Raw genomic sequence first — 22485 nt, 5'->3', positions numbered from 1 at the left:
GCTTCAGGCCTGCGCCCTGAACTGCGTCGCCGGCTGGGCGCGGCCGAACAGCCAGCCCTGGCCCAACACGCAGCCGAGCTGCTGCAGCACCGCCAGCTGGCCCTCGGTCTCGATGCCCTCGGCCAGCACCTCGACGCCGAGGTCGCGCCCGAGCTCGACGATCAGCCCGGCAACGCGGCGCGCACGCGCATCGTGCTCGATGCCGCGCACCAGCGAGCGGTCCAGCTTGAGCTCGTGCACCGCGATCTCGGCCAGCCGACCCAGCGAGGACTGGCCGGTGCCGAAGTCGTCGATCGAGAGCTCGAAGCCGGCCTCGGTGAGCGCCGCCAGTGCCGGGCCCACCTGCTCGCTATGCACCGCGAAGGCGGTCTCGGTGATCTCCAGGCGCAGGCGCTCGCGCGCCACGCCATGGGCATCGCATTGCGCCGTGACCCAGGCGGCGAAGTCGGGCTCCTCGAGCTGGCGCAGGCTCAGGTTGACCGAGATGCGCAAGCGCGCATCGGGCCAGCTCGCCAGATGCGCCAGCGCCTTCTCGACCATGCGCTCGCCGATCTGCACGATCGCGCCGGTGTGCTCGGCCACGGCGATGAAACGGTCTGGCATCACGATGGCGCCCTCACGCGTGCGCCAGCGCACCAGCGCCTCGGCGCCCACGCTGTTCTGATCGGCCAGGCGCACCTGGGGTTGCAGATACATCTCGATGCGGTCCTCCGCCAGGGCGGCGTCGAGGTCGGCCAGCAGGGTCATGCGGCGATGCACCTGCTCGCGCACCGCGGCCGAGAAGCTGGCGCTGCGCACCTGGCGGCCAGGCGCCTGACGCGCCACCATCAGGCCGGCCTCGTCGATGGCCTGATCCACGCTCGTGCCGCCGCGCGACCAGCCCAGCGCCATCGGCAGCTGCAGTGCCATATCGCCGACATTGAGCGGCTGCGCCAGCGCCGCCAGCAGGCGCTGCACCAGCGCGTCGGTGACCGGGCCGGGCATGGCGAGTGCAAAGCGGTCGCCCTCCAGGCGCGCCACCTGGGCCTGCCCGCCCAGCACCTGCTGCAGACGCAGGGCCAGGTCCTGCAGCGCGCGCCGTGCCACCGCCTCGCCCAGCACGCCGCGGATCTCCTGCAGATCGCCCACCGCCACCTGGGCGAACTCCAGGCCGGTGGCGCTGCCCAGGCGGGCCTTCAGACCGGCCCGGTTGGCCAGGCCGGTCTCGCGATCGTGATGCGCGCGGTGCTGCAGCTCGATATAGGCCTTCACATCGTCATAGGCCAGCGAGAGATTGGCGGCGAACAACTCCAGCAGCCCGGTGGCCACCTCGTCCATCGGCGAGGACAGCGAGAACAGCACCAGCAGTGCGTCGCCATCCTGGGCATGGGCGCGCACCACGCCGTAGCCGCCATGGTGTGACACGTCGGCGCCATTGATGTGAGCGAGCGCGCCGCGCAGGGGCTCGGGCAGGGCCTCGGCCGGCAGGCCGACCAGGCGCGCGAACGCGCCGGCCCCGGCCACCACCTCGGCAATCGCACGCTCGCCCGACCCGGCGCCGAGCCGCAGTACCAGCACGCCATCGGGCTGGCCGTCGACGATGGTGCAGATCTGCGTCAGCACGCCGTCGGCGAAGGCCTGCAAGGAGCCGCGCTCGCTCATCAGCCGGCCCGAGGCGCGCACCACCTTCTCAAGCCCGCGCTGGTGCGACTCGATGCGACGCAGCTGGTGGAAGCCGCGTATCGCCACCGTCAGGCAGGTGAGCAGGCGCAGCTGGGTCAGCTCGGCCTTGGTCTTGTAGTCGTTGATGTCGTAGCGCCGTATCACCTCCAGCTCGGGTGCATAACCGGCCTGGCCGGTGCGCAGGATGATGCGCAGCGCCTGGCGCCCGGGCAGGGCGCGCACGCGCTCGACCAGGCGCAGGCCGGCATCGGGCGTCTCCATCACCACGTCCAGCAGCAGCACCGCAATCTCGGCGTCGGCCTGTATCAGCAGCTCGGCCTCGGCGGCGGTGCCGGCGGTCAGCAGGCTCAGCGGGCGGCCGTCGATGCGTTCGTCGCGCAGCGCGAACAGCGTGGCCTGCACGAGGTCGGGCTCGTCGTCGACCACCAGCACGCGCCAGCTGTGCGCGGGCGCGCCGGCGGCGCGCAGATCGTCCACGATGTCGAGCGCGTCGTCCTCAGGCGGTGTGACTGGCATGGTGTTCAGAAGCGCTGGTGGCGCCGGCCGGGGCGCTCAGCGGCAGGTGTAGCAGAAAACGGCAGCCCTGTCCCTCGGCGCTGTGCAGCACGATGCGCCCGCCCAGCAGGCCCACCACCAGGTTGCGAACGATCGCCAGCCCCAGGCCGCTGCCGCCCTGGCCCAGCCGGGTGGTGAAGAAGGGTTCGAAGGCGCGCGCCTGCACTTCGGCCGACATGCCCTGGCCCTGGTCTTCCACCATCAGGTCCAGCGTGCCCTCGCTGCGATCGGCCAGCGCGATGCGCACGCTGCCGCCGCGGCCGTCGTAGCCATGCAGCACCGCGTTGACCACCAGATTGCTCAGCACCTGACCGAGCGCGCCGGGATAGCTGTCCATGCGCAGGCCGGGCGGCAGCTCGTTGATCAGCTCGGTGCCATGGCGGCCGTAGGCGGGGCGCAGCGAGGCCAGCAGCTCGTCCACCGTCTCGCGCAGGTCGAACTGGCGCCGCTGCGCGCTGCTGCGGTCCACCGCCACCTGCTTGAAGCTGCGTATCAGCTCGGCGGCGCGCGCCAGATTGCGCGCCAGCAGCTGGTCGGCCTCGTTGATGCTGGCCAGCAGACCGTCTAGCATCGAGCGCTTCAGCGGCCCCTGGGCCAGCTCCTGCTGGAAGCGCTGCACCTTGTCGGCCAGGCCGCTGGAGACCGTCACCGCCACGCCGATCGGGGTGTTGAGCTCATGCGCCACGCCGGCCACCAGCGCGCCCAGCGAGGCCAGTTTCTCGGCTTCCACCAGCTCGGTCTGGGCCTCGCGCAGCTGCGCCCCCAGGGCCTGTTCATGTGCCAGCAGCTGCTGCCGCTCGGCCACCGAATTGCGCAGGCGGCGCAGCTGGTCGCCGACCTCCGCGAAGTCGCCGGAGAGCTGCTTGGCCTCGGCACTGAGCGTCAGATCGCCCTCGGAAAGCCTGGCGACGGCATCGGCCACCACCCCCAGCGGCCGCAGCACGCGGCTGAGCACCAGGCGGATCGCCAGCAGCATCAGGGCCAGGCCCAGCAGGGCCAGCAGCAAGCCCCAGGCCGAGGCCCAGCGGCCCCAGGCGCGCCCGCTGTTCAGCTCGCTGTCGGCGACGCGCACCTGCAGGTCCAGCAGGGCCGAGAGCGTGGTATTGAGCGGGCGCAGCTGCAGCATGTAGCGGTTCGCGGCATCCGGCGGTCGATCGGCCCCCAGCAGGGTCTGCAGCGCGCCCAGCTGTTGGCTGGCTGTATCGGCCAGGGCGCTCTCTTCCGGCGTCAGGTAGGTGGCCAGGTATTTGCGCCAGAGCGCGCTCTGTTCGCGCACCAGCTCGTTCAGCAGCTGCTGTTGCAGCGCGCCGTTGGCGCCGCCCAGGGTCACCGGCACGTCGACATTGAGTAGCTGGCTGATGCGCTGCAGGTCGCGCAGCGGCACCACGCGATCGGCGTAGACGGTGGCCAATTGCCGCGTCAGCAGCTGGCTGGTGAGCAGGCCCGAGGCCACCGCCAGCAGCAACAGCGCACCCAGCCACCAGAGCAGGCCCTGCAGGGTGCGCTGCACCGAGCGGTCGAGACTGCGTTGCAATACCACCATGCCCGGGCTTCCTGCGCTTGCGGAAGTCCGATTCTGAGGCCTGCCCCGCGCCGGCCGGCTTGGTGGGAACGAGTATGCTGCGCGCCCTTGAAAGTGCGAACATCGGCGGCCACGCCAAACCTCATCCATGCCCATCCAAGCCGCCCGCAAGTCCATCCGCCGCCGCCGCGGTGCGGAGCGCGAGGAGCTGCGCGCGCAGATCCTGCAGGCGGTGGGGCGCCTGCATCAGGAGGGCGGCTACGGTGCCGTGACGATGCGCGGCGTGGCCCAGGCGGTGGGCATCTCGGCGATGTCGCTGTACCGTTATTTCCCCAGCAAGTCGGCGCTGCTGGAGCAGGTCTGGGGCGAGGTGCTGGAGGCCTCGCTGCAGGAGGCGCACACGCGCAGCAAGGCCGCCGAGGCGCCGATCAAGCGCCTGCGCCTGCTGTACGCGGCCTATGTGCGCTTCTGGATGGAGCGGCCGCAGGATTTCAAGCTGGTGTTCGACCCCTGCAACGAAATTGCGCCCAGCTTTCTGGCCGCCGGTCCGGCCTCGGGCTTCCGGCGCGAAAGCGAGGCCCTGATCGATGCCTGCCTGGGGCCGGCAGCCTCGCCGGCGCAGCGCCAGCTCGCCCATGACCTGTGCCGCTTGAAGGTGATCGGCTATCTGTTCACCAATATCGGCCTGTCCACCAAGCCCAGGCTGGCGCCCGCGCAGCTGCTCGACGGCATGCTGGACGACCTCGAGCAGCAGCTGCAGCGCGCGCGCGCCGAGGCCGGCGCCAGCGCCTGAACCCACCGCTGATCCGCGCTGCGCACAGGGCCGCGCAGGGGCCGCACAAACCCTGAAGTGAACATGTAGCGTACGCGTTACTATAAATCCGCGATGCCGCAACAGCGGCGGGCGTTTGACGGCGAAAGGTTGTGCAGGTGAATCAGCTGAAGATATCGACCCGTCTCCACCTCCTGGTCGGCATGTTGCTGACCCTCATGCTGCTGCTGGGCGGCGCCGGGCTGGCGGGCCTGACGCGCGCCGACGAGGGGCTGCAGCGGGTCTACGAGCGCAGCGCCGAACCGATGGCCCTGGTGGCCGAGATCCAGGAGCGCCTGCTGCGCAACCGCCTGGCGCTGGCGGTGGCCCTGGTGACGCCCGACGACGCCAGCATCGCGCGCAGCGTGGCCGAGGTGGAAGGCAATATCCAGGCCATCAGCGCGCTGTGGGCACGCTATATGGCCAGGGCCCATGAGCCCGAGGAACGCGCGCTGGCCCAGCAGTTTGCCGAGCATCGCCAGCGCTTCGTCAGCGCAGGCCTGCTGCCGACGCTGGCGGCGCTGAAGGCGCGCGACATCGTCGGCGCTCAGCGCCTGGTGGTGGAGGCGGTGCGCCCGCACTACGTCGCGGTGGGCGCCGACATCCAGGCCCTCATGCAGCTGCTGCTGCGCGGCGCGCAGGCCGAGCATGCCCAGGCCCAAGCGCGCCACGCCGGCATTCGCAATCTCTCCATCGGCCTGGGCCTGGCCGGCCTGCTGCTGGCGCTGGGCCTTGGCCGCCTGCTGGTGCGCAGCATCGTCGGCTCGCTGGAGCAGGCCATCGCGGCCTCCGATGCGGTGGCGCGCGGCGACCTGACGGCGCAAGTGGATGTGCGCGGCGGCCATGAGGTCGCGCGCCTGCTGGCCTCGCTGGAGCGCATGCGCGCCAGCCTGGCCGAGCTGGTGGCGGGCGTGCGCCGAGATGCCGAGGGCGTGGCCAGCGCCAGCACCCAGATCGCGCAGGGCAATAGCGATCTGTCCAGCCGCACCGAGCAGCAGGCCTCGGCCCTGCAGCAGACCACCGCGTCGATGGAGCAGCTGGGCTCGACGGTGCAGCAGGCCTCCAGCCATGCGCGCCAGGCCGACCAGCTGGCGCGCGAAGCCAGCGAGGTGGCGGTGCGCGGCGGCCAGATGGTGGCCGAGGTGGTGCAGACCATGCAGGGCATCAACGAGAGTTCGCGCCGCATCGGCGAGATCATCGCGGTGATCGACGGCCTGGCCTTCCAGACCAATATCCTGGCGCTCAATGCCGCAGTGGAGGCGGCGCGCGCCGGCGAACAGGGGCGCGGCTTCGCAGTGGTGGCCGGCGAGGTGCGCAATCTGGCGCAGCGCAGCGCCCAGGCGGCGCGCGAGATCAAGCAGCTGATCCTCGCCAGTCTGGCGCGCGTCGACCAGGGCAGCGCGCTGGTGGGCCAGACCGGCGCGGCGGTGGCGGAGCTGGTGCAGGCGATCCACCAAGTCAGCGCCGTGGTGGGTGGCATCAGCGCCGCCAGCCTGGAGCAGAGCGCCGGCGTGGCGCAGATCGGTGCCGCGGTGGGCCAGATGGACCGTGCCACCCAGCACAACGCCGCGCTGGTGGAGCAGACCGCCGCCGCCGCCGCCAGCCTGAAGCAGCAGGCGCGCCAGTTGGTGCAGGCGGTGGCGGTGTTCCGGCTGGGCGACGCCCACGGGCGCGGCGACTGAATGTCGGGCAGCAGCGCCTGGCTGATCGCGGCGGCGCTGGCCACGGCGCTGGCGTTGGCCCTGCTGTTGGTGCAGCTGGCTTACCGGGCCGGCTGGCGGCGCGCGCCCGAGGGCCCCAGCTCGCGCCTACCGGGCCTGGAGTCCGGTGCCTCGGCACACCGACGCGTGCGCCTGGCCATCTATGTGGTGCTGCTGGCCGCGGCCGGCCATGCGGCCCTGCTGGCCTGGCAGGCCGATGCCGCGTTGCAGCGCCGCCAGGCCGAGACCGAGGCCTCCAATCTGGCCGGCATGCAGCGCATGCACAGCCAGCGCATCGGCCGCATCGCCTCGCTGCTGGGCCAGCAGCCGGGCGAGCAACTCGCCAGTCAGGCCGAGTTGCGCGCGGTGCTGGAGCGCGCCGATCGCGACGCGCGCCTGCTGCAGGACTTGCTGTACGCCGGCGCGTCGCGGCTGGGCCCGGCGCTGGCGCTGGATGCGGCCGTGCTGGCCGGCTGGGACGAGACGCGCGCCGCGCTCTACCGCCAGGCCGAGGCCCTGCTGCAGGCCACGCCGCAGCGCGGCAGCGCCCAGGTCGCGACGCTGCAGCAGGCGGTCGAGCCGGCGCTGCTGGCGGCCGAGCGCCTGGTGCTGGCACTGGCGCAGGCCACCGAGGCCAGGCAGCGCAGCGCGGTGACCCTGGCCAAGGTCTGGGCCGCCGCCACCGTCAGTCTGCTGCTCGCGCTGGCGGTGATGGTGGCCGAGCCCACGGCGCGCGCGCTGCGCTCGCAATACCTGAAGCTGGCGACGCAGGCGCGCGAGCTGGAGCGCCTGGCCCTGGTGGCCGAGCTCACCACCAATGCCGTCATGATCACCGATGGCCGCCTGCGCCTGGTGTGGGTCAACGAGGCCTTTGCGCGCCTCACCGGCTACGGCCTGGGCGAGGCACTGGGGCGCAGCATGGCCGGGCTGCTGCAGAGCCAGCCGCCCGAGCAGCCGGCGCTGGCGCGCCTGCAGACCGCCCTGCAGGCGGGGCGCGGCGCGCGCGCCCAGGTGCTGAACCGCCGCAAGGACGGGGGCGAGCTCTGGCTCGACATCGACATGCAGCCGCTGCGCGATGGCGCCGGCGCGACCGAGGGCTTTGTGGCCGTGGCCGCCGACGTCACCGAGCGCCGTCGTGCCCAGGCCGACCTGCGCATCGCCGCGATCGCCTTCGATTCGCTGGAGGCGATTGCGATCACCGACGCCGCGCAATGCATCCTGCGCGTCAACCCCGCCTTCACGCGCATCACCGGCTACAGCGCGGCCGAGGCGCATGGCCGCGTGGTCGGGCAATTGCTGCGCTCGGGCCGGCATGAGCCGGCCTTCTACGCGGCCATGTGGCGCCAGCTGAGCGCCGAGCGCCACTGGCAGGGCGAGGTCTGGAACCGCCGCAAGAACGGTCAGGTCTATCCGGAATGGCTCAGCATCACCGCGGTGACCGACGAGGATGGCGCGGTGGCCAACTATGTGGCGGTGTTCACCGACATCACGCAGAAGAAGCTGGCCGACGAGACCATCCACAACCTGGCCTTCTACGATGCCCTCACCGAGCTGCCGAACCGCCGCCTGATGCGCGACCGCCTCGGCCAGGTGCAGGCCTCCAGCGTGCGCCACCAGCGCCCGGCCGCGGTGCTGTTCATCGACCTCGACCATTTCAAGGAGCTCAACGACACGCGCGGCCACGATGTCGGCGACCGCCTGCTGGTGGAGGTGGCGCGCCGCCTGCAGGCGACGGTGCGCGTCAACGACACGGTGGCGCGCCAGGGCGGCGACGAGTTCGTGGTGATCCTGCCCGACCTGAGCGAGGCGCCCGAGCAGGCGGCGGTGGACGCCGAGGCCGTGGCCGAGAAGTTGCGCGCCGTGCTGACCCGGCCCTATGCGCTGGACGAGCATGAATGGCACAGCACCGCCAGCATAGGCATCAGCATGCTCAACGGCAACGAGATCTCGCTCGACGAGATCCTCAAGCGCGCCGACATCGCGATGTACGAGGCCAAGCGTTCGGGCCGCAATGCGATCCGCTTCTTCGACCCCGCCACCCATGCGGCGATGGCGGCGCGCATTGCGCTGGAGGCCGATCTGCGCCACGCGCTGCCGCAGGGCGAGTTCAGGCTGCATTACCAGCTGCAGGTCGACGAACGTCGGCGGCCGGTGGGCGCCGAGGTGCTGCTGCGCTGGCAGCATCCGCGCCGCGGCATGGTGGCGCCGGGCAGCTTCATTGCGCTGGCCGAGGACACCGACCTGATCGCGCCGATCGGCCATTGGGTGCTGCGCCAGGCCTGCCAGCAGCTGCGCCGCTGGGCCGATGCGCCGGCCACGCGCGCGCTGCAGCTGGCGGTGAATGTCAGCGCCCGCCAGTTCAGGCAGATCGACTTCGTCGAGCAGGTGCGCGGCGTGCTGGAGAGCAGCGGCGCCAATCCGCGCCTGCTCAAGCTGGAGCTGACCGAGAGCCTGGTGCTGGTCAATCTGGCCGACACCCTGGCCAAGATGCAGGCCATCAATGCGCTGGGGGTGCGCTTCGCGATCGACGACTTCGGCACCGGCCAGAGCTCGCTGGCCTATCTGACCCGCCTCAGCCTGGACCAGCTCAAGATTGACCAGACCTTTGTGGCCAGCATGCTGGGCTCGCACACCGACGCGGTGATCGTGCAGACCATCATCGGCATGGCCAAGAGCCTGGGCCTGGAGGTGATTGCCGAGGGCGTGGAGACCGAGGCCCAGCTGGCTTTTCTAGTGCGCCATGGCTGCCGCCGCTTCCAGGGCTATCTGCTGGGGCGGCCGGTGCCGATCGAGCAGCTGGAGCTGCAGCTGGCGGCCCAGGCGCAGTCCCAGCTGCCCTGGGTCGGACAGGCGCTGTAGCGCCGGCTCAACGGGCCCAGGGTGCGCCGCGCTCCGCAAGCGGGCCGTAGCTCTCCCGCGCCTCGGCCAGGCAGTGGGCGGCCAGCTCGCCCTGCTCGACCAGGGCCTGCAGCGCCGCCAGCAGCACCGAGTGGCGGTCCACCTCGAAGAAGCGGCGCAGCTGGGCGCGCGTGTCGCTGCGGCCGAAGCCGTCGGTGCCCAGGGTGGCGTAGGGCGCCTGGATGTACTCGGCCACCAGCTGGGGCCAGGCGCGCACATAGTCGCTGGCGGCGACCACCGGTGCATGGCCGGGCAGCAGGCGCTGCAACTGGCTCTCGCCGGTGCTCTCACCCAGGCGGCGCTGGCGCTGCAGCTCGCGCGCCTCGCGCGCCAGCTCGCTGAAGCTGGTGACGCTGAAGACCTCGCTGCTGATCTGCCAATCGTCGTGCAGCAGCTGGGCGGCCGCGATCACCTCGCGCAGGATGGCGCCCGAGCCCAGCAGGCGCATATGGGCGCGCGCGCGCTCGGGCCGCAGCTCGGCGAAGCGATACATGCCGCGCAGCACATCGGCATGTGCCTCGGCCGGCAGCGAGGGCTGGGCGTAGTTCTCGTTCATCACCGCGACGTAATGGAACTCGTCGTGCTGCTCCAGCATCATGCGGCGCGTGGCATGGTCGAGGATGACGGCCAGCTCGCCGGCGAAGGCCGGATCCCAGGCGCGGCAGTTGGGCACCATGCTGGCCATCACCAGGCTGGAGCCGTCCTGGTGCTGCAGGCCCTCGCCGCCCAGGGTGGTGCGGCCGGCGGTGGCGCCCAGCAGCAGGCCACGGGCGCGCTGGTCGGCGGCGGCCCAGATCAGGTCGCCGACGCGCTGGAAACCGAACATCGAGTAGTAGATGTAGACCGGCAGCATGGCCTGGCCATGCACCGAATAGGCGGTGGCGGCGGCGATCCAGGACGAGAGTGCCCCGGCCTCGGTGATGCCCTCCTCCAGCAGCTGGCCATCGCGCGCCTCGCGGTAGCTGAGCATGGAGCCGGCGTCCTCGGGTTCGTAGCGCTGGCCGTCGGGCGCGTAGATGCCGATCTGGCGGAACAGGCTGGCCATGCCGAAGGTGCGTGCCTCGTCGGCCACGATGGGCACCACGCGCGGGCCCAGTTCGCCGTCCTTGAGCCAGGCCGAGAGCATGCGCACCGCCGCCATGGTGGTGGACATCTCCTTGCCATCGGCCTGCAGCGCGAAGCCGCCTATGCGCGCCAGCTCGGGCACCGGCACCGGCTTGGCCACCTGCTTGCGCGCCGGCAAGGGCCCGCCCAGCTGGGCGCGGCGCTCGCGCAGATAGCGCATCTCGGCGCTGTCTTCGGCGGGCTTGTAGAAGCGCAGCTCGGTCACGTCCTGCTCCGAGAGCGGCAGCGCGAAGCGGTCGCGGAAGGCCAGCAGGGCCTCCAGGTCCAGCTTCTTGGCCTGGTGCGCGGTCATGCGCGATTCGCCGGCGCCGCCCATGCCATAGCCCTTCTTGGTCTTGGCCAGGATCACCGTGGGTCGGCCCTTATGGGCCTTGGCGGCGGCGAAGGCGGCGTAGAGCTTGCGGAAGTCGTGACCGCCGCGCTTGAGCGCGTCGATCTCGGCCGCGCTCATGTGCGAGACCAGCTGCTGCACCTCGGGGTGCTGGCGGAAGAAATGCTCGATGTTGTAGGCACCATCCTTGGCACCCAGGTTCTGGTACTGGCCGTCCACGGTGCCGGCCAGCGCGCGCAGCAGCACATGCTCGGTGTCGCGCGCAAACAGTGCGTCCCAGTCCGAGCCCCACAGCACCTTGATGACGTTCCAGCCCGCGCCGGTGAACAAGGCCTCCAGCTCCTGGATGATCTGGCCGTTGCCGCGCACCGGGCCGTCCAGGCGCTGCAGATTGCAGTTGACGATGAAGGTCAGATTGTCGAGCTGCTCGCGCGCCGCCAGGGTCAGGCCGGCGATCGATTCGGGCTCGTCCATCTCGCCGTCGCCGAACACGCCCCAGACATGGCGGCCATCGGTCTGCACCAGGCCGCGGTGCTGCAGATAGCGCATGAAACGGGCGTGGTAGATCGACGTGATCGGGCCCAGGCCCATCGAGCCGGTGGGGAACTGCCAGAAGTCCGGCATCAGCCAGGGGTGGGGGTAGGAGCAGAGGCCGCCGCCGTCCACCTCCTGGCGGTAATGCGCCAGCTGCTCTTCGCTCAGCCGACCCTCCAGGAAGGCGCGCGCGTAGACGCCGGGCGCGGAGTGCGGCTGGAAGAACACCAGATCGGCCTGCCTGCCATCGCCGTCGCCGCGGAAGAAGTGGTTGAAGCCGAGCTCGAAGATCTCGGCCGCCGAGGCATAACTGGCAATATGCCCGCCCAGCTCGCCATAGGCCTGGTTGGCCCGCACCACCATGGCCAGCGCATTCCAGCGCATGATGGCGGTGAGTCGCTCCTCGAGCTGCAGGTCGCCCGGGTAGGCGCCCTGGCTGTCAAGCGCAATCGTGTTGCGGTAGGCCGAGTAGGGATGGGCATGCGGGAAGAGGCCCAGGTGCTGGGCCTGTTGCTCCAGTTGCTCCAGCAGGAAGAGACCACGCTCCGAACCGCTCGCGGCAATCACGGCGCGCAGCGCCTCCAGCCATTCCTGGGTCTCCTGAGGGTCGGTGTCCGGGGCGCCGCGCATATGCGCCAGCTCATGCGCCGTGGGGCGTGGGTTCATGGGGTTCTCTCCTGCTATGGATGGCGTTCAGACGGTGCAGGTCTGCGCCGTCGCTTGAAGGGGGTTGGTGCTGCCCAGGCTGTCCAGGGCTTGTTGCACATCCGCGAGCAGGTCCTGCTCGTCTTCCAGCCCCGCCGAGATGCGCACCAGGCCTTCGGAAATACCGTGGGCGGCGCGCTCCTCGGGGGTGTAGGTGCTATGGGTCATGCTGGCCGGATGCTGGGCCAGCGATTCGGCATCGCCCAGGCTGACGGCGCGCGCCACCATCTGCAGCGCGTTCATGAAGCGCTTGCCGGCCGCGGCGCCGCCGCGCAGCTCGAAGGCCACCATGCCGCCAAACTTGCCTTTCATCTGGCGCTTGGCCAGCGCGTGGAAGGGATCGCTTTCCAGGCCGGGGAAATAGACCGACTCGACGGCGGGATGCGCGGCGAGCAGACGCGCCACGGCCATCGCATTGCTGCAATGGCGGTCCATGCGCAGCGCCAGGGTCTTGAGCCCGCGCAGCAGCAGGAAGGCGTCCTGCGGCGACATCACCGCGCCGGTCATGTCCTTCAGGCCCTGCAGGCGGATCTGCTGCGCCAGCTCGGCCGTGGCCGCCACCGCCATGCCGGCCGTCACGTCGCCATGGCCGCTGAAATACTTGGTGGCCGAATGCACGACGACGTCGGCGCCCAGCGCCAGCGGCTGCTGCAGATAGGGTGTGCAGTAGGTGTTGTCCACCACCACCAGGGCGCCGCGCGCCTTGGCCAGCTGCGCCACGGCGGCGATGTCCACCATGCGCATATTCGGGTTCGCCGGGGTCTCGAAATAGACCATGCGGGTGTTGTCGCTGAGCGCGGCGGCAACGGCCTCGAGGTCGCTCATGTCGACATGGCGCACCTGGACACCGAATTGGCCGATGCCGTGGTGCAGGAAGGCGAAGGTGCAGCCGTACAGGGTCTTGTCGACCAGGATTTCCTGGCCCGGGCGCAGCAGGGTCCAGAGCGTGGCAGTGATCGCGCCCATGCCCGAGGCAAAGGCGATCGCGCCGGCGCCGCCCTCCAGCGCGGCCACGCGCTGCTCCAGCAGTTGCAGCGTGGGGTTGGAGATGCGGGTGTAGAAATGGCCGGGCGCCTCGCCGGCAAAGCATTGGCCGCCGTACTCGGCCGTCGGGAAGGTGAAGGTCGAGGTCAGATAGATGGGCGGCACCAGGGCGCCCTGGTGCTCCTCGCTGCGATAGCCGTGGTGGATGGCGGTGGTGGCAAATCCGGGCATGTTGAACCTCGTCTGGAAGTGGTTTTGATGCGGAAATGCTATTTCTCGACGTCCGAAAAGTGCTTGCAATTCATGCTGGCTGCCACGCTTGGCGTGCACGATGTCTTGAGTTCAGATCGGTATCTTGGAAAATATTGCCCATGAGCTTTGAACTCGACCGGATCGACCGCCAGCTGCTCGCGGCCCTGCAACAAAACGCCCGCCTCACCGTGGCCGAGCTGGCCGAGCGCGTCTCGCTCTCGCCCTCGCCCTGCTGGCGCCGCGTCAAGGCGCTGGAGGAGGCCGGCCTGATCCAGGGCTATCAGGCCCGACTCTCGGCCACTCAGCTGGGCTACGGCGTGACCGCCTTTGTCTCGGTGATGATGGGCAGCCACACCCAGGAGGTGGCGCGCGCCTTCGAGGCCAGGCTGGAGGAGATCCCCGAGATCATTGCCTGCCACAACGTCTCGGGTCGCTACGACTTCCTGCTGGAAGTGGTGGCACCGGACCTGAACGCCTTCGGCGAATTCGCCCGCAACACCTTGCAGGCCTTGCCGGGCGTGAAGGAGTTCTATTCCAGCTTCTCGCTCAAGGCCGTGAAGGAGCAGCGCCAGCTGCCCATCCCCGAGCCGTTCAAGCCAGCATGAGTTCGCCGCTCAGCGGCACGCCCTTGGCCACCGACATGGCATTGGGGCTGTGCGCCACCGCTTCGCGACGCAGGGTCTCGAACTGCTCGGGCGTGCCATCGCCGCTGACGATGATGCGGTAGTCGATGCGCTTGAGCGGCACATGGGACGCCTCGGCCAGCCCCAGGAAGCCGGCCAGATCCAGCTCGCCGTGCAGCTCGACGCGCAGGCTTTCCAGCTGCACGCCCATGATGGAGGCGCCGACCGTGAAGCCCACCATGATGCAGGCGGCCACGCCGGCGAGCAGGAACTCCTGCGGCGAGGGGCCATGGTTGCCGCCGCCGATCTGGCGCGGCTCGTCGACGATCCAGCTGAAGTCGCGGCTCACCTGGTGGTGGCCGAACTTGAGCGGCAGGGTCTGCACCTGGCCGCGCGTGCCGTTCTGCCAGTCGATGCCCACGCCATAACGCAGCAGGCCTTGGGCGGGGTCTTGGCGCAGTTCCTCGGTCAACTCGGAGACGGCGGCGACGGGGATTCCATTACGCATAGTGTTTGCTTCTTGTCGATGCTCGGTTGGGGTGTGGATGGGCTCAGTCGGCGAAGGCGACCTTGATGGCCTGCTGCAAATCCGCGATCAGGTCGGCCGGGTCTTCGATACCCACCGAGAGCCGCACGCAGCCGGGCTGTATGCCCATGCGCTCGCGCTGCGCGCCGGTGAAGGCGGCATGCGAGGTGTTGAAGGGCAGGCTGACCAGGGTCTCGACCCCGCCCAGGCTGGTGGCCTTTTTGCCCAGGCGCAGCGCGTCGAGCAGGCGCACCGCATGGGCGTCGCTGCCGTCGAGCTCGAAGCAGATCATGCCCGTGGGGTTCTTCAGCAGGCGCTGGGCCAGCTGATGGTCGGGATGCGAGGGCAGGCCGGCGAAGTAGACGCGCCGTACATGTTTTGCCGACTCCAGCCAGCGCGCCACCGCCAGCGCGCCCTCGGCATGGGCGCGCATGCGGATCGCCAGGGTCTTGAGACCGCGCTCCAGCATGAAGCAGGCATGCGGATCCAGGCTGCCGCCATAGGCCAGGCGGCGCGGCCAGATCGAGTCCAGCAGCTTGCGCGAGCCGCAGGCCACGCCGGCGATCAGGTCCGAATGGCCGTTCAGGTACTTGGAGGCCGAATGCACCACCACGTCCACGCCCAGTGCCAGCGGCTGCATCGCGATCGGCGAGGTGAAGGTGGCGTCGATGACCACGCGCACGCCGTGGCGCTTGCCCATGGCGACCAGCGCGGGGATGTCGGCCACCTTCAGCAGCGGGTTGGTGAGCGACTCGAAGAACAGGATCTGGGTATTGGGCCGGATCGCCGCCTCGATGGCCGCCAGGTCGCGCGGATTGACGTAGCTGACGCTCATTCCCAGGCTGGGCAGCTCGCCCTGGAAGAAGGCGTAAGTGCCGCCGTAGAGCTCGTTGGAGGCGACGATATGGCCGCCCTTGTCGATCAGGCTCAGCACCGTGGCCGAGATCGCCGCCATGCCCGAGCTGAACACCAGGGCCGACTCGGCGCCCTCCAGCGCCGCCAGCTTCTGCTCCACCGCCCATTGGCTGGGGTTGCCGTAACGGGTGTAGATGAAGCGATCGCGCGCATAGCCTTCCTCGATGGCCTGGTACTGGTTGTCTTCCAGCAGAAAGGTCGAGGTCTGGTAGATCGGCGTGCCGACCGCGCCGGTGACGGGGTCGTCGCGCGTGCCGGCATGCACGGCCAGCGTGGCCGGGGCCAGGCCGCGCAGATCGGGGTGCTGCATGAAGGGGCCGGGCAGGCGCTGGCGCGAAAGCTCATCGGCCCAGCGCGGCGTGTTGTCCAGCGGCGAGGCGCTGGCGGGGTCGCCGCGCACCGCTTGAGGGTGAGGGGAAGGGTGGGGGGTCAGGTCTTGAGTTTTCATAAGGTACTGCTTGCTGCTCAACGGAATTGATAGCTGGCGCGCAGCCAGACCTGGCGGCCATGCGGGTCGTCCCAGGCGTTCACGCCGGTGCCGGCGAAGTTCAGCTCATAGGGCGGCTTGCGCCCGCCGAGGTTCTTCAGGCCCATGCTCAGGCGTAGGCCCTTCACCAGGCCGCTGTACTGCGCGCTCAGGTCCAGGGTGCTGAACGAGGGCACATAGAGGCTCTCGGCGCGGTTCTGGAAATAGGCCTTGAACTGCGAGCGGTGGTTCAGGTACAGGCCCGCACCCCAGTCGCCCAGCGTCCAGTAGACCGAGCTGACATTGCGCAGGCGCGGGTTGCCGTACTCGCCCGCCACCTCCATGGCATTGCCCTGGGCATCGCCGCGCTTGACGCGCGCCAGATAGGTGGAGACCGAGGAGAGGTCGAGCCGGCCCCAGTCGCCCAGGGCGATGCGGCCGGTCAGGTCGAAGTCGACGCCGCTGACCTTGGTCTCGCCGATGTTGTAGGGCGTGTAGATCCAGATCGGCACGCCCTCGGGGCCCTTGGCAATCACGCTGGCCGGCGCCTCGGGTGGGCCGGGGAAGAAGATCTGCTTGCTGCGCTTGACGTTCCAAAGATCGACGCCCACGGTCCAGTCCTTGGCGAGCTCCACGCCCAGGCCGAGGTTGAGGTTGCGCGACTTCTCGGGCTGCAGCTCGGGCGCATTGGCGATGCGCACCTTGATGTTGTTGCCGTCCTGGTCCTGGCTCCAGTACTCGTACTCGCCGAACATCTCGGGAATCGAGGGCGCACGGAAGCCGGTGCTGTAGGAGCCGCGCAGCATCAAGGCCTTGAGCGGCTGCCAGCGGAAGGCGGCCTTGGGGTTGGTGGTGGCGCCGAAGCCGTCGTAACGGTCGGCGCGCAGCGCCAGCTGCAGCTCCAGCGTCTTGCTGAGGGGCAGCGAGAGTTCGCCATAGACCGCGCTCTGGTCGCGTTCGCCGCTGATCGGGCGGCGTACCGCGCCGCCGACCACATCGCCGTTGACGGTGCGCAAGTCCGAGCCGTCGGCGAGCTTCTCGCGGCGCAGGTCCAGGCCCAGCGCCAGCATGGCGGCGCCGCCATCCATCGCGAACAGCTCGCGCGAGGCCTTGGCGTCGGCAAAGCTGAAACGGCTCACGCCATAGCGATTGGACTCGGCGCTGATGGCGGCCACGTCGCTGGGGCTCAGGGTGCCGAAGGCGTTCATGCTGGCGACGCGATCCCAGGCCGCGCCGATGTTCAGGTAGCCGCTGCCAATCATGTCGGTCTTGGTGCGGGCGCCGCCAAGGGCGAACTCCCAGTCCCAGCCCGCGGCCTCGCCCTTCAGGCCGGCAATGATGCGGCTGGAGTCGCTCGTGATGTCGCGGCGGCGCGGGCCCATTTCCCAGAACAGCCGGCGTAGATAGACCGGGCTGCCCTTGCTGTTGCCGAACTCGCCAGGTCCAAAATAGTTGCCGGCAAGTTGGTAAGTGGACGTGGGGATGTAGTCCATGCCCGACTTGCTGCGGCTGAAGGCGGCCTCGGCGAAGAAGGAGGTCTGGGGCGTGATGTCGACGCTCAGGCGGCCATAGGCGCTGTCGCGCTGAATGGCCGGCTGATAGCTGATGTCCTCGCTATAGCTGTGCTGGCAGGTGCCGGCGGCGTTGAGCTTGTCGCCGCCGATATTGCAATTGCCATTGGCCACATAGGCCTTGCCGTTCCAGACATTGCCGCTGTTGGCGTAGCTGGTGAGGGTGTTGAAGGCCGGCGTGGCCACGCCCCAGGCCTGGCTGGCATAGCCGATGTCGCTCGTCTGATAGCCGGCGCCCAGCGCCGCGTCGGTCTGGTTGCGGTAGGTCTCGGGGCGCGCCGATTGCAGCAGGCCATCGCGCTCGTAATGGTCGAACACGCCCAGCACATTGAAGCCCTGCTTGGCGATGTCGCCATAGCCGAGGGTGGCGGTGACGCTGCGGTGCGTCATGTCGCGGTAGGTCTGCGATTGGCCGGTGCCGACGCTGAGCTCGGCGCCCTGGTAGCTGCGCTTGAGGATGAAGTTGATGACGCCGCCGATGGCGTCGGTGCCGTAGATCGCCGAGGCACCTTCCTTCAGCACCTCAACGCGCTCGATGGCGGCAAAGGGCACCGAGCTCAGGTCGACGAAGGTGGACGAGTCGGTGAAGCCGTAATAGGCCACGCGGCGGCCGTTCAGCAGCACCAGGGTGGCGTTGGCGCCGAGGCCGCGCAGCGAGGCGCCATTGGCGCCGGGCACCAGCGAGTTGGTGTCTATCTCGCTGACCTTGCCGTCGCCGTTGTTGGTGATCTTGTCCAGCAGCTCGGCGGCCGAACCGATGCCGGCGCGCTCCATGTCCCTGGCCGAGATCACCTGGACGGCCTGCGGGCCCTCGGCGTTCAGGCGCTTGATATTGGAGCCGGTGACTTCCACCCGCTCCAGCTTGGCGGGTTCTTCATCGGCGGCCAGGGCCAGCAGGGGCAGGGCGCTGGCGATCAGGGCGGCCAGCAATTTCTTCTGGGCTTGCGGCGCCGGGCGGCGCGCGTAGCACTTGTGCATCGGAATCTCCTGGGGATAGAGGGGAGGCATCGGGGCTCAGCGCACCACGGCCAGCTGCTGGCGGGCACCGCCCTGGTAGGTGAAGAGCGTCAGGGCGCCGTTCTTGATGTCGCCCTTGGTGTCGAAACCGATCTGCCCGGTGACGCCGCGGTAGCCCTCGGTCTTGGCCATCACGGGCAGGTATTTGGCGGGTTCGGCCGAACCGGCCTTGACCATCGCCGCGGCCATCAGGTTCACCGCGTCGTAGACATAGGGCGCGTAGACCTGCACCTCGATGCGGTACTTGGCCTTGAAGCGCGCCTTGAAGTCCTCCAGCGCCGGCTTGGACTCGCCGTCCACGCCGCCGGCCTCGGCGCACACCACCTGGCTGTCGGCCATGGTGCCGGCGGCCAGCTTGGGCAGCTCGCCGGTGCAGATGCCATCGCCGCCGATCAGGCGCGCGCGCAGGTCCAGCTGCTTCATCTGGCGCAGCATCGGGCCCGCCACCGCGTCCATGCCGCCGAAGAACAGCACATCGGGGTTCTTGGCCTTCAGGGCGGTCAGGATGGCGCTGAAGTCGGTGGCCTTGTCGTTGGTGAACTCGCGCGCCACGATCTTGCCGCCCGCGGCCTTGACGCCCTTCTCGAATTCGTCGGCCACGCCCTGGCCATAGGCGCTACGGTCGTCCACCACCGCGATCACCTTGCCCTTCATGTCGTTCACCGCATAACGCCCCAAGGTGCCGCCCAGGTGCACGTCGTCGGCCACCACACGGAAGGCGGTCTTGTAGCCGTTGCGGGTGTACTTGGGGTTCGTTGCCGACGGGCTGATCTGCGGAATGCCGGCCTCGCTGTAGATGCGCGAGGCCGGGATCGAGGTGCCCGAGTTCATGTGGCCGATCACGCCGTTGACCTTGGAGTCGACCAGCTTCTGCGCCGCCGCGGTGGCCTGCTTGGGATCGGCCGCATCGTCTTCGGCCAGCAGCTCGAACCTGGCCTTCTTGCCGCCGATCGTCACGCCCTTGGCGTTGAGCTCTTCGATCGCCATGCGGGCGCCCAATTCGTTGTCCTTGCCCAGGTGGGCGATGCCGCCGCTGGTGGGGGCCACATGGCCGATGCGCACCACCAGGTCCTGGGCCTGGGTGCTGGTAGTGGCCAGGCTCAGGCCGGCGGCAATCAATGCGAGGGTCTTGGCTTGTTGCATGGATCTTTGTCTCTCGGTGGTTTTTGTGGATCGCGGCCGGGCTGTGGGAAGAGGTCGGTCGCGGCCGCATAGAGCGCAGAACTCGTGCCAGGGTTGAGGCTTCATACGGATCAAGCACTTAGCGCCGGATGCGGGCGTCATGCATCAAATTCAGAACAATGCGTGTACGGAAATGAATACGATCCAACATTCGTATCAAAAACCGTACGGACCATGCAGCTGCGCCTGATCACCGAAGACCGCCTGGGCATCACCTACGAGGTGCTGGCCCTGATCGCCAAGCGCGAGCTCGATCTCGCCACCATGGAGATGGGGCTGCACAACATCTACCTGAACGTGCCCGATCTGCGCCCGGCGGCGCGCGCCAGCATCGAGGCCGAGCTGCTGGCGGTGCCAGGCGTGCAGCGTGTCGAGCCCCTGCAGCTGATGCCCGGCGAGGCGCGCCGGCAGCAGCTGGACATCCTCCTGGCCTCGCTGGCCCAGCCGGTGTTCGTGCTGGACCGCGCCGGACAGATCGTGATGGTCAGCAAGGCGGCGCAGCGTGCGGCGCGCCAGCGCAGCCCCGAGTGGGTGGGCGTGCCCCTGGCGGCGCTGCTGCGCCAGCCCGAGCTCTGGCAGAGCCTGCTGGCCGCCGGCTGCGAGGTCAGCAGCATGGAGGTGCAGTTCGCCGGCAGGCCCTGGCTGCTCTATGCGAGCCCCTTGCTGGAGTCGGAGCGCGGCACGCTATCGGGCGCGGTGGTGACGCTGCGCGACGCGGCCTGGCTGGGCGAGCAGGCCGCGCATCTGCAGCGCACCCAGCCCGAGGGCGGATTGAAGGCCTTGATGGGCGACTCCGGCGTGATGCGCGAGCTGCGCGCGCGCACCGAGCGCATGGCGGCAGTGGATGCGCCCCTGCTGATCCTGGGCGAGACCGGCACGGGCAAGGAGCTGATCGCGCGCGCCTGCCATGAGCTGAGCCCGCGGGCCAGCGCGCCCTTCCTGGCGCTGAACGCCGCGGCCCTGCCCGAGAGTCTGGCCGAGAGCGAACTGTTTGGTTACGCGTCCGGCGCCTTCTCAGGCGCGCAGCGCGGCGGCAAGCCCGGCCTGCTGGAGATGGCGCATGGCGGCACCGTGTTCCTGGACGAGATCGGCGAGATGTCGCTGTATCTGCAGGCCAAGCTCTTGCGCTTTCTGAACGATGGCAGCTTCCGCCGCGTGGGTGGCGAACGCGAGCAGAAGGTCGACGTGCGCGTGATCTCGGCCACGCATCGCCCGCTCGACCAGATGGTGGCACGCGGCGAGTTCCGCGAGGATCTCTATTACCGGCTCAATGTGCTGAACCTGCAGGCGCCGCCGCTGCGCGCGCGCGGCGACGATGTGCTGCTGCTGGCCGAGCATTTCGTGGCCCGCTTCGCGCGCCAGGTCGGGCGTGAGGAGCCCGCACTCAGCCCTGGGGCGCGCGAGGCCTTGCAGCACGCCAACTGGCCGGGCAATGTGCGGCAGCTGCAGAACATGATTTTTCGCGCGGTCACGGTGAGCGACAAGGCGCTGATCGAAGCCGAGGATCTGGAGCTGGGTTCCGCCACGGCCAAGCTCGTGCCGCCCGCCGCGGCGCCGGCTGGATCGGATGGGGTGGCAAGCGCCGAGCCCGCGAACTGGGAGATGGCGCTGGCAGATTTCGAGCGCGGCCTGTTGGCCCGGCTCTATCCCGCCTATCCCAGCAGCCGCAAGCTGGCGGCGCGCCTGGGGCTGTCGCACAGCGTGGTGGCGGGGAAGCTGCGGCGCTACGGCATCGGCAGCAAGTGAGGGCGGTTGGTGCGACCGGCAAGAATCGAACTTGCGACTAAGCCTTCGGAGGGCCCAATGATATCCACTTCACCACGGTCGCGGTGCAGGGGCGCATTCTAGCCGGGATCAGGCACGCAGCAGCCTGAGCGCCTTGCCCTTGTGCGCCGGCAGCTGCGGGAACACCGCCGCCAGGCCGGCCTCGTCCAGGCCCAGATGCTGGCTGAGCAGGGGCTGCAGCACATGGCGGAAGTCGCTCACCACCGCCAGATCTCGGCCATCCGCCAGGGCGCGGTCTTCCAGGCCTGGCCATTCGCCGTGCACCTGTGCGCCGGCCACCGGGCCACCTAACAGCCAGACGGCGTTGCCGCGGCCATGGTCGGTGCCGCCGGTGCCGTTCTGGCGCACGGTGCGGCCGAACTCGCTCATCACCACGATGACGGTCTGCTTGAAGCTGTCGCCCAGGCCCAGCGCCAGCGCGTCCAGACCTTCGCCCAGTGCGCTCAGGCGATGCGCCAGTTGACCGGTGCTGGCGCCCTGATTGACATGGGTGTCCCAGCCGCCCACCGAGGTGAAGGCCAGCTGCGTGCGCGCGTCGGCGTGGATGAGCTGGCCCAGGCGGCGTGCGTCGGCAGCGAAGCTGCGCGCCGAGGGTGCGCCGGCGTCGGCGCTGCTGTCCATGCCGGGTGCCTGCTTGTGCATGCTGCGCTGCATCTCCTGCCGGCCTTCGGTGGCGCTGCGGTAGGCGGCGGCCAGCTTGTCGTCGGCCGCATAGAGTTGCGCCAGGCGCGACTGCAACTGGGGGCGGTCGATCGCCTTGGGGTCCATGGCCGCAGGACCCAGGCCCAGGCTGGCCACGCTGGCCGGGCCGGCGAAGATGCGCGCTGGCGTGCTGCACATGCAGACGCCCCGGGTGGCACTGCCCGGACCCGGCAAGGCGCCCAGCAGGCGGTTCATCCAGCCGTCCGGCGTGCCCTTGCGGCCCGGCGTGCCGCTCTCCATATAGTCCTGTGCATCGAAGTGCGAGCGCGTCGGATCCGGTGAGCCGCTGGCATGCACAAAGCCGAGCTGGCCGTTGCTCCAGTGCTTGTGCAGGGGCGCCAGCGCGGGATGCAGGCCGAACAGACGGTCCAGATGCAAGGCACCGCCCTCGGCGCCAGGGGCAGGGATGGCAAGGCCAGGCCGGTGGCGCGCATAGGCGGGATCGCCGTAGGGCACCACCACGTTCAGCCCATCCACCGCCCCGCGCAGCATCACGACCACCAGCTTGCGCTTGGCGATCTCAGGCTCGGCCCGGCCCGGGGCAGCCCAGGCCCATGCGCCGAAGGCGGCGGATTGCAGCAGCGTGCGGCGTTTCATCTGAGCTGTCATCTGGCGGTCT

At 69.6% G+C, this 22485-nt stretch carries 14 protein-coding genes and 1 tRNA gene; 5 read left to right on the top strand and 10 right to left on the bottom strand.

The genetic code is table 11. The annotated features are described in order from the left end of the window. Positions 1-3: 3 nt before the first annotated feature. Positions 4-2178 (bottom strand): putative bifunctional diguanylate cyclase/phosphodiesterase, encoded by a 2175-nt coding sequence (locus WG898_RS20955; RefSeq protein ID WP_339604723.1) that lies wholly within the window; start codon positions 2176-2178, stop codon positions 4-6. Further along, positions 2159-3760 (bottom strand): ATP-binding protein, encoded by a 1602-nt coding sequence (locus tag WG898_RS20950; protein ID WP_339604722.1) that lies wholly within the window; start codon positions 3758-3760, stop codon positions 2159-2161. The genes WG898_RS20955 and WG898_RS20950 overlap by 20 nt, the downstream gene beginning before the upstream one ends. Before the next feature lie 127 nt (positions 3761-3887). Between WG898_RS20950 and WG898_RS20945 the strand changes: the two genes are divergently transcribed. The 3 genes from WG898_RS20945 to WG898_RS20935 all read left to right on the top strand — a co-directional run bounded on the left by WG898_RS20945 (position 3888) and on the right by WG898_RS20935 (position 9109). Then, positions 3888-4532: a TetR/AcrR family transcriptional regulator gene (locus WG898_RS20945; RefSeq protein WP_339604721.1), complete on the top strand. Its 645-nt coding sequence runs from the start codon at positions 3888-3890 to the stop codon at positions 4530-4532. Between the two features lie 131 nt (positions 4533-4663). Beyond that, on the top strand, positions 4664-6232 hold the full coding sequence (locus WG898_RS20940; protein ID WP_339604720.1) for a methyl-accepting chemotaxis protein: 1569 nt from the start codon (positions 4664-4666) through the stop codon (positions 6230-6232). After that, entirely contained in the window at positions 6233-9109 is a 2877-nt protein-coding gene (locus WG898_RS20935; RefSeq protein WP_339604719.1) for an EAL domain-containing protein, read from the top strand. A 7-nt stretch (positions 9110-9116) separates the two neighbouring features. Here the strand turns inward: WG898_RS20935 and mdeB are convergent, their stop codons facing one another. Beyond that, the gene (mdeB, locus tag WG898_RS20930; protein WP_339604718.1) at positions 9117-11804 is read right to left on the bottom strand and encodes an alpha-ketoglutarate dehydrogenase; all 2688 of its coding nucleotides are present in this window, start codon (positions 11802-11804) and stop codon (positions 9117-9119) included. Positions 11805-11831: 27 nt separating this feature from the next. Then, positions 11832-13058: a methionine gamma-lyase gene (locus WG898_RS20925; protein WP_339604717.1), complete on the bottom strand. Its 1227-nt coding sequence runs from the start codon at positions 13056-13058 to the stop codon at positions 11832-11834. A gap of 140 nt (positions 13059-13198) precedes the next feature. Between WG898_RS20925 and WG898_RS20920 the strand changes: the two genes are divergently transcribed. Further along, positions 13199-13684, top strand: a complete 486-nt coding sequence (locus WG898_RS20920) for an Lrp/AsnC family transcriptional regulator (RefSeq protein WP_339604716.1) — start codon at positions 13199-13201, stop codon at positions 13682-13684. On the opposite strand, the gene WG898_RS20915 is transcribed toward WG898_RS20920, so the two are convergent. The 4 genes from WG898_RS20915 to WG898_RS20900 are packed head-to-tail and all read right to left on the bottom strand — an operon-like array spanning position 13671 to position 19340. Beyond that, the gene (locus WG898_RS20915; protein WP_339604715.1) at positions 13671-14210 is read right to left on the bottom strand and encodes an OsmC family protein; all 540 of its coding nucleotides are present in this window, start codon (positions 14208-14210) and stop codon (positions 13671-13673) included. The genes WG898_RS20920 and WG898_RS20915 overlap by 14 nt on opposite strands. A 43-nt stretch (positions 14211-14253) precedes the next feature. Next, complete coding sequence (locus WG898_RS20910; protein ID WP_339604714.1) at positions 14254-15591, bottom strand: trans-sulfuration enzyme family protein; 1338 nt, start codon at positions 15589-15591, stop codon at positions 14254-14256. Between the two features lie 17 nt (positions 15592-15608). Further along, positions 15609-18158 (bottom strand): TonB-dependent receptor, encoded by a 2550-nt coding sequence (locus WG898_RS20905; RefSeq protein ID WP_339604713.1) that lies wholly within the window; start codon positions 18156-18158, stop codon positions 15609-15611. A gap of 36 nt (positions 18159-18194) precedes the next feature. Further along, complete coding sequence (locus WG898_RS20900; protein WP_339604712.1) at positions 18195-19340, bottom strand: branched-chain amino acid ABC transporter substrate-binding protein; 1146 nt, start codon at positions 19338-19340, stop codon at positions 18195-18197. 213 nt (positions 19341-19553) lie between these two features. On the opposite strand from WG898_RS20900, the gene WG898_RS20895 reads away from it, so the two are divergent. Further along, complete coding sequence (locus WG898_RS20895) at positions 19554-21125, top strand: sigma 54-interacting transcriptional regulator (protein WP_339604711.1); 1572 nt, start codon at positions 19554-19556, stop codon at positions 21123-21125. Positions 21126-21132: 7 nt separating this feature from the next. On the opposite strand, the gene WG898_RS20890 is transcribed toward WG898_RS20895, so the two are convergent. Both WG898_RS20890 and WG898_RS20885 read right to left on the bottom strand, forming a co-directional pair. Beyond that, positions 21133-21207: transfer RNA gene (locus WG898_RS20890), tRNA-Arg, on the bottom strand. A gap of 26 nt (positions 21208-21233) precedes the next feature. Next, a complete protein-coding gene (locus WG898_RS20885) occupies positions 21234-22475 on the bottom strand; it encodes a DUF1501 domain-containing protein (RefSeq protein WP_339604710.1) in 1242 nt (413 codons plus the stop codon). Between the last annotated feature and the right edge of the window lie 10 nt (positions 22476-22485).

This window comes from Paucibacter soli, assembly GCF_037482845.1.
GTDB lineage: Bacteria > Pseudomonadota > Gammaproteobacteria > Burkholderiales > Burkholderiaceae_C > Paucibacter_B > Paucibacter_B soli.
The sequence above is the reverse complement of the archived record's forward strand: the minus strand, read 5'-3'. Positions and strand labels throughout refer to the sequence as shown.

What these genes read in the sequence shown, in the direction of transcription:
- WG898_RS20950 (WP_339604722.1), bottom strand. Translation starts at nt 3,760, where the DNA reads ATGGTGGTATTGCAACGCAGTCTCGACCGCTCGGTGCAGCGCACCCTG.
- WG898_RS20905 (WP_339604713.1), bottom strand. Translation starts at nt 18,158, where the DNA reads ATGCACAAGTGCTACGCGCGCCGCCCGGCGCCGCAAGCCCAGAAGAAA.
- WG898_RS20910 (WP_339604714.1), bottom strand. Translation starts at nt 15,591, where the DNA reads ATGAAAACTCAAGACCTGACCCCCCACCCTTCCCCTCACCCTCAAGCG.
- WG898_RS20925 (WP_339604717.1), bottom strand. Translation starts at nt 13,058, where the DNA reads ATGCCCGGATTTGCCACCACCGCCATCCACCACGGCTATCGCAGCGAG.
- WG898_RS20895 (WP_339604711.1), top strand. Translation starts at nt 19,554, where the DNA reads ATGCAGCTGCGCCTGATCACCGAAGACCGCCTGGGCATCACCTACGAG.
- WG898_RS20900 (WP_339604712.1), bottom strand. Translation starts at nt 19,340, where the DNA reads ATGCAACAAGCCAAGACCCTCGCATTGATTGCCGCCGGCCTGAGCCTG.
- WG898_RS20915 (WP_339604715.1), bottom strand. Translation starts at nt 14,210, where the DNA reads ATGCGTAATGGAATCCCCGTCGCCGCCGTCTCCGAGTTGACCGAGGAA.
- mdeB (WP_339604718.1), bottom strand. Translation starts at nt 11,804, where the DNA reads ATGAACCCACGCCCCACGGCGCATGAGCTGGCGCATATGCGCGGCGCC.
- WG898_RS20885 (WP_339604710.1), bottom strand. Translation starts at nt 22,475, where the DNA reads ATGACAGCTCAGATGAAACGCCGCACGCTGCTGCAATCCGCCGCCTTC.
- WG898_RS20920 (WP_339604716.1), top strand. Translation starts at nt 13,199, where the DNA reads ATGAGCTTTGAACTCGACCGGATCGACCGCCAGCTGCTCGCGGCCCTG.
- WG898_RS20935 (WP_339604719.1), top strand. Translation starts at nt 6,233, where the DNA reads ATGTCGGGCAGCAGCGCCTGGCTGATCGCGGCGGCGCTGGCCACGGCG.
- WG898_RS20955 (WP_339604723.1), bottom strand. Translation starts at nt 2,178, where the DNA reads ATGCCAGTCACACCGCCTGAGGACGACGCGCTCGACATCGTGGACGAT.
- WG898_RS20945 (WP_339604721.1), top strand. Translation starts at nt 3,888, where the DNA reads ATGCCCATCCAAGCCGCCCGCAAGTCCATCCGCCGCCGCCGCGGTGCG.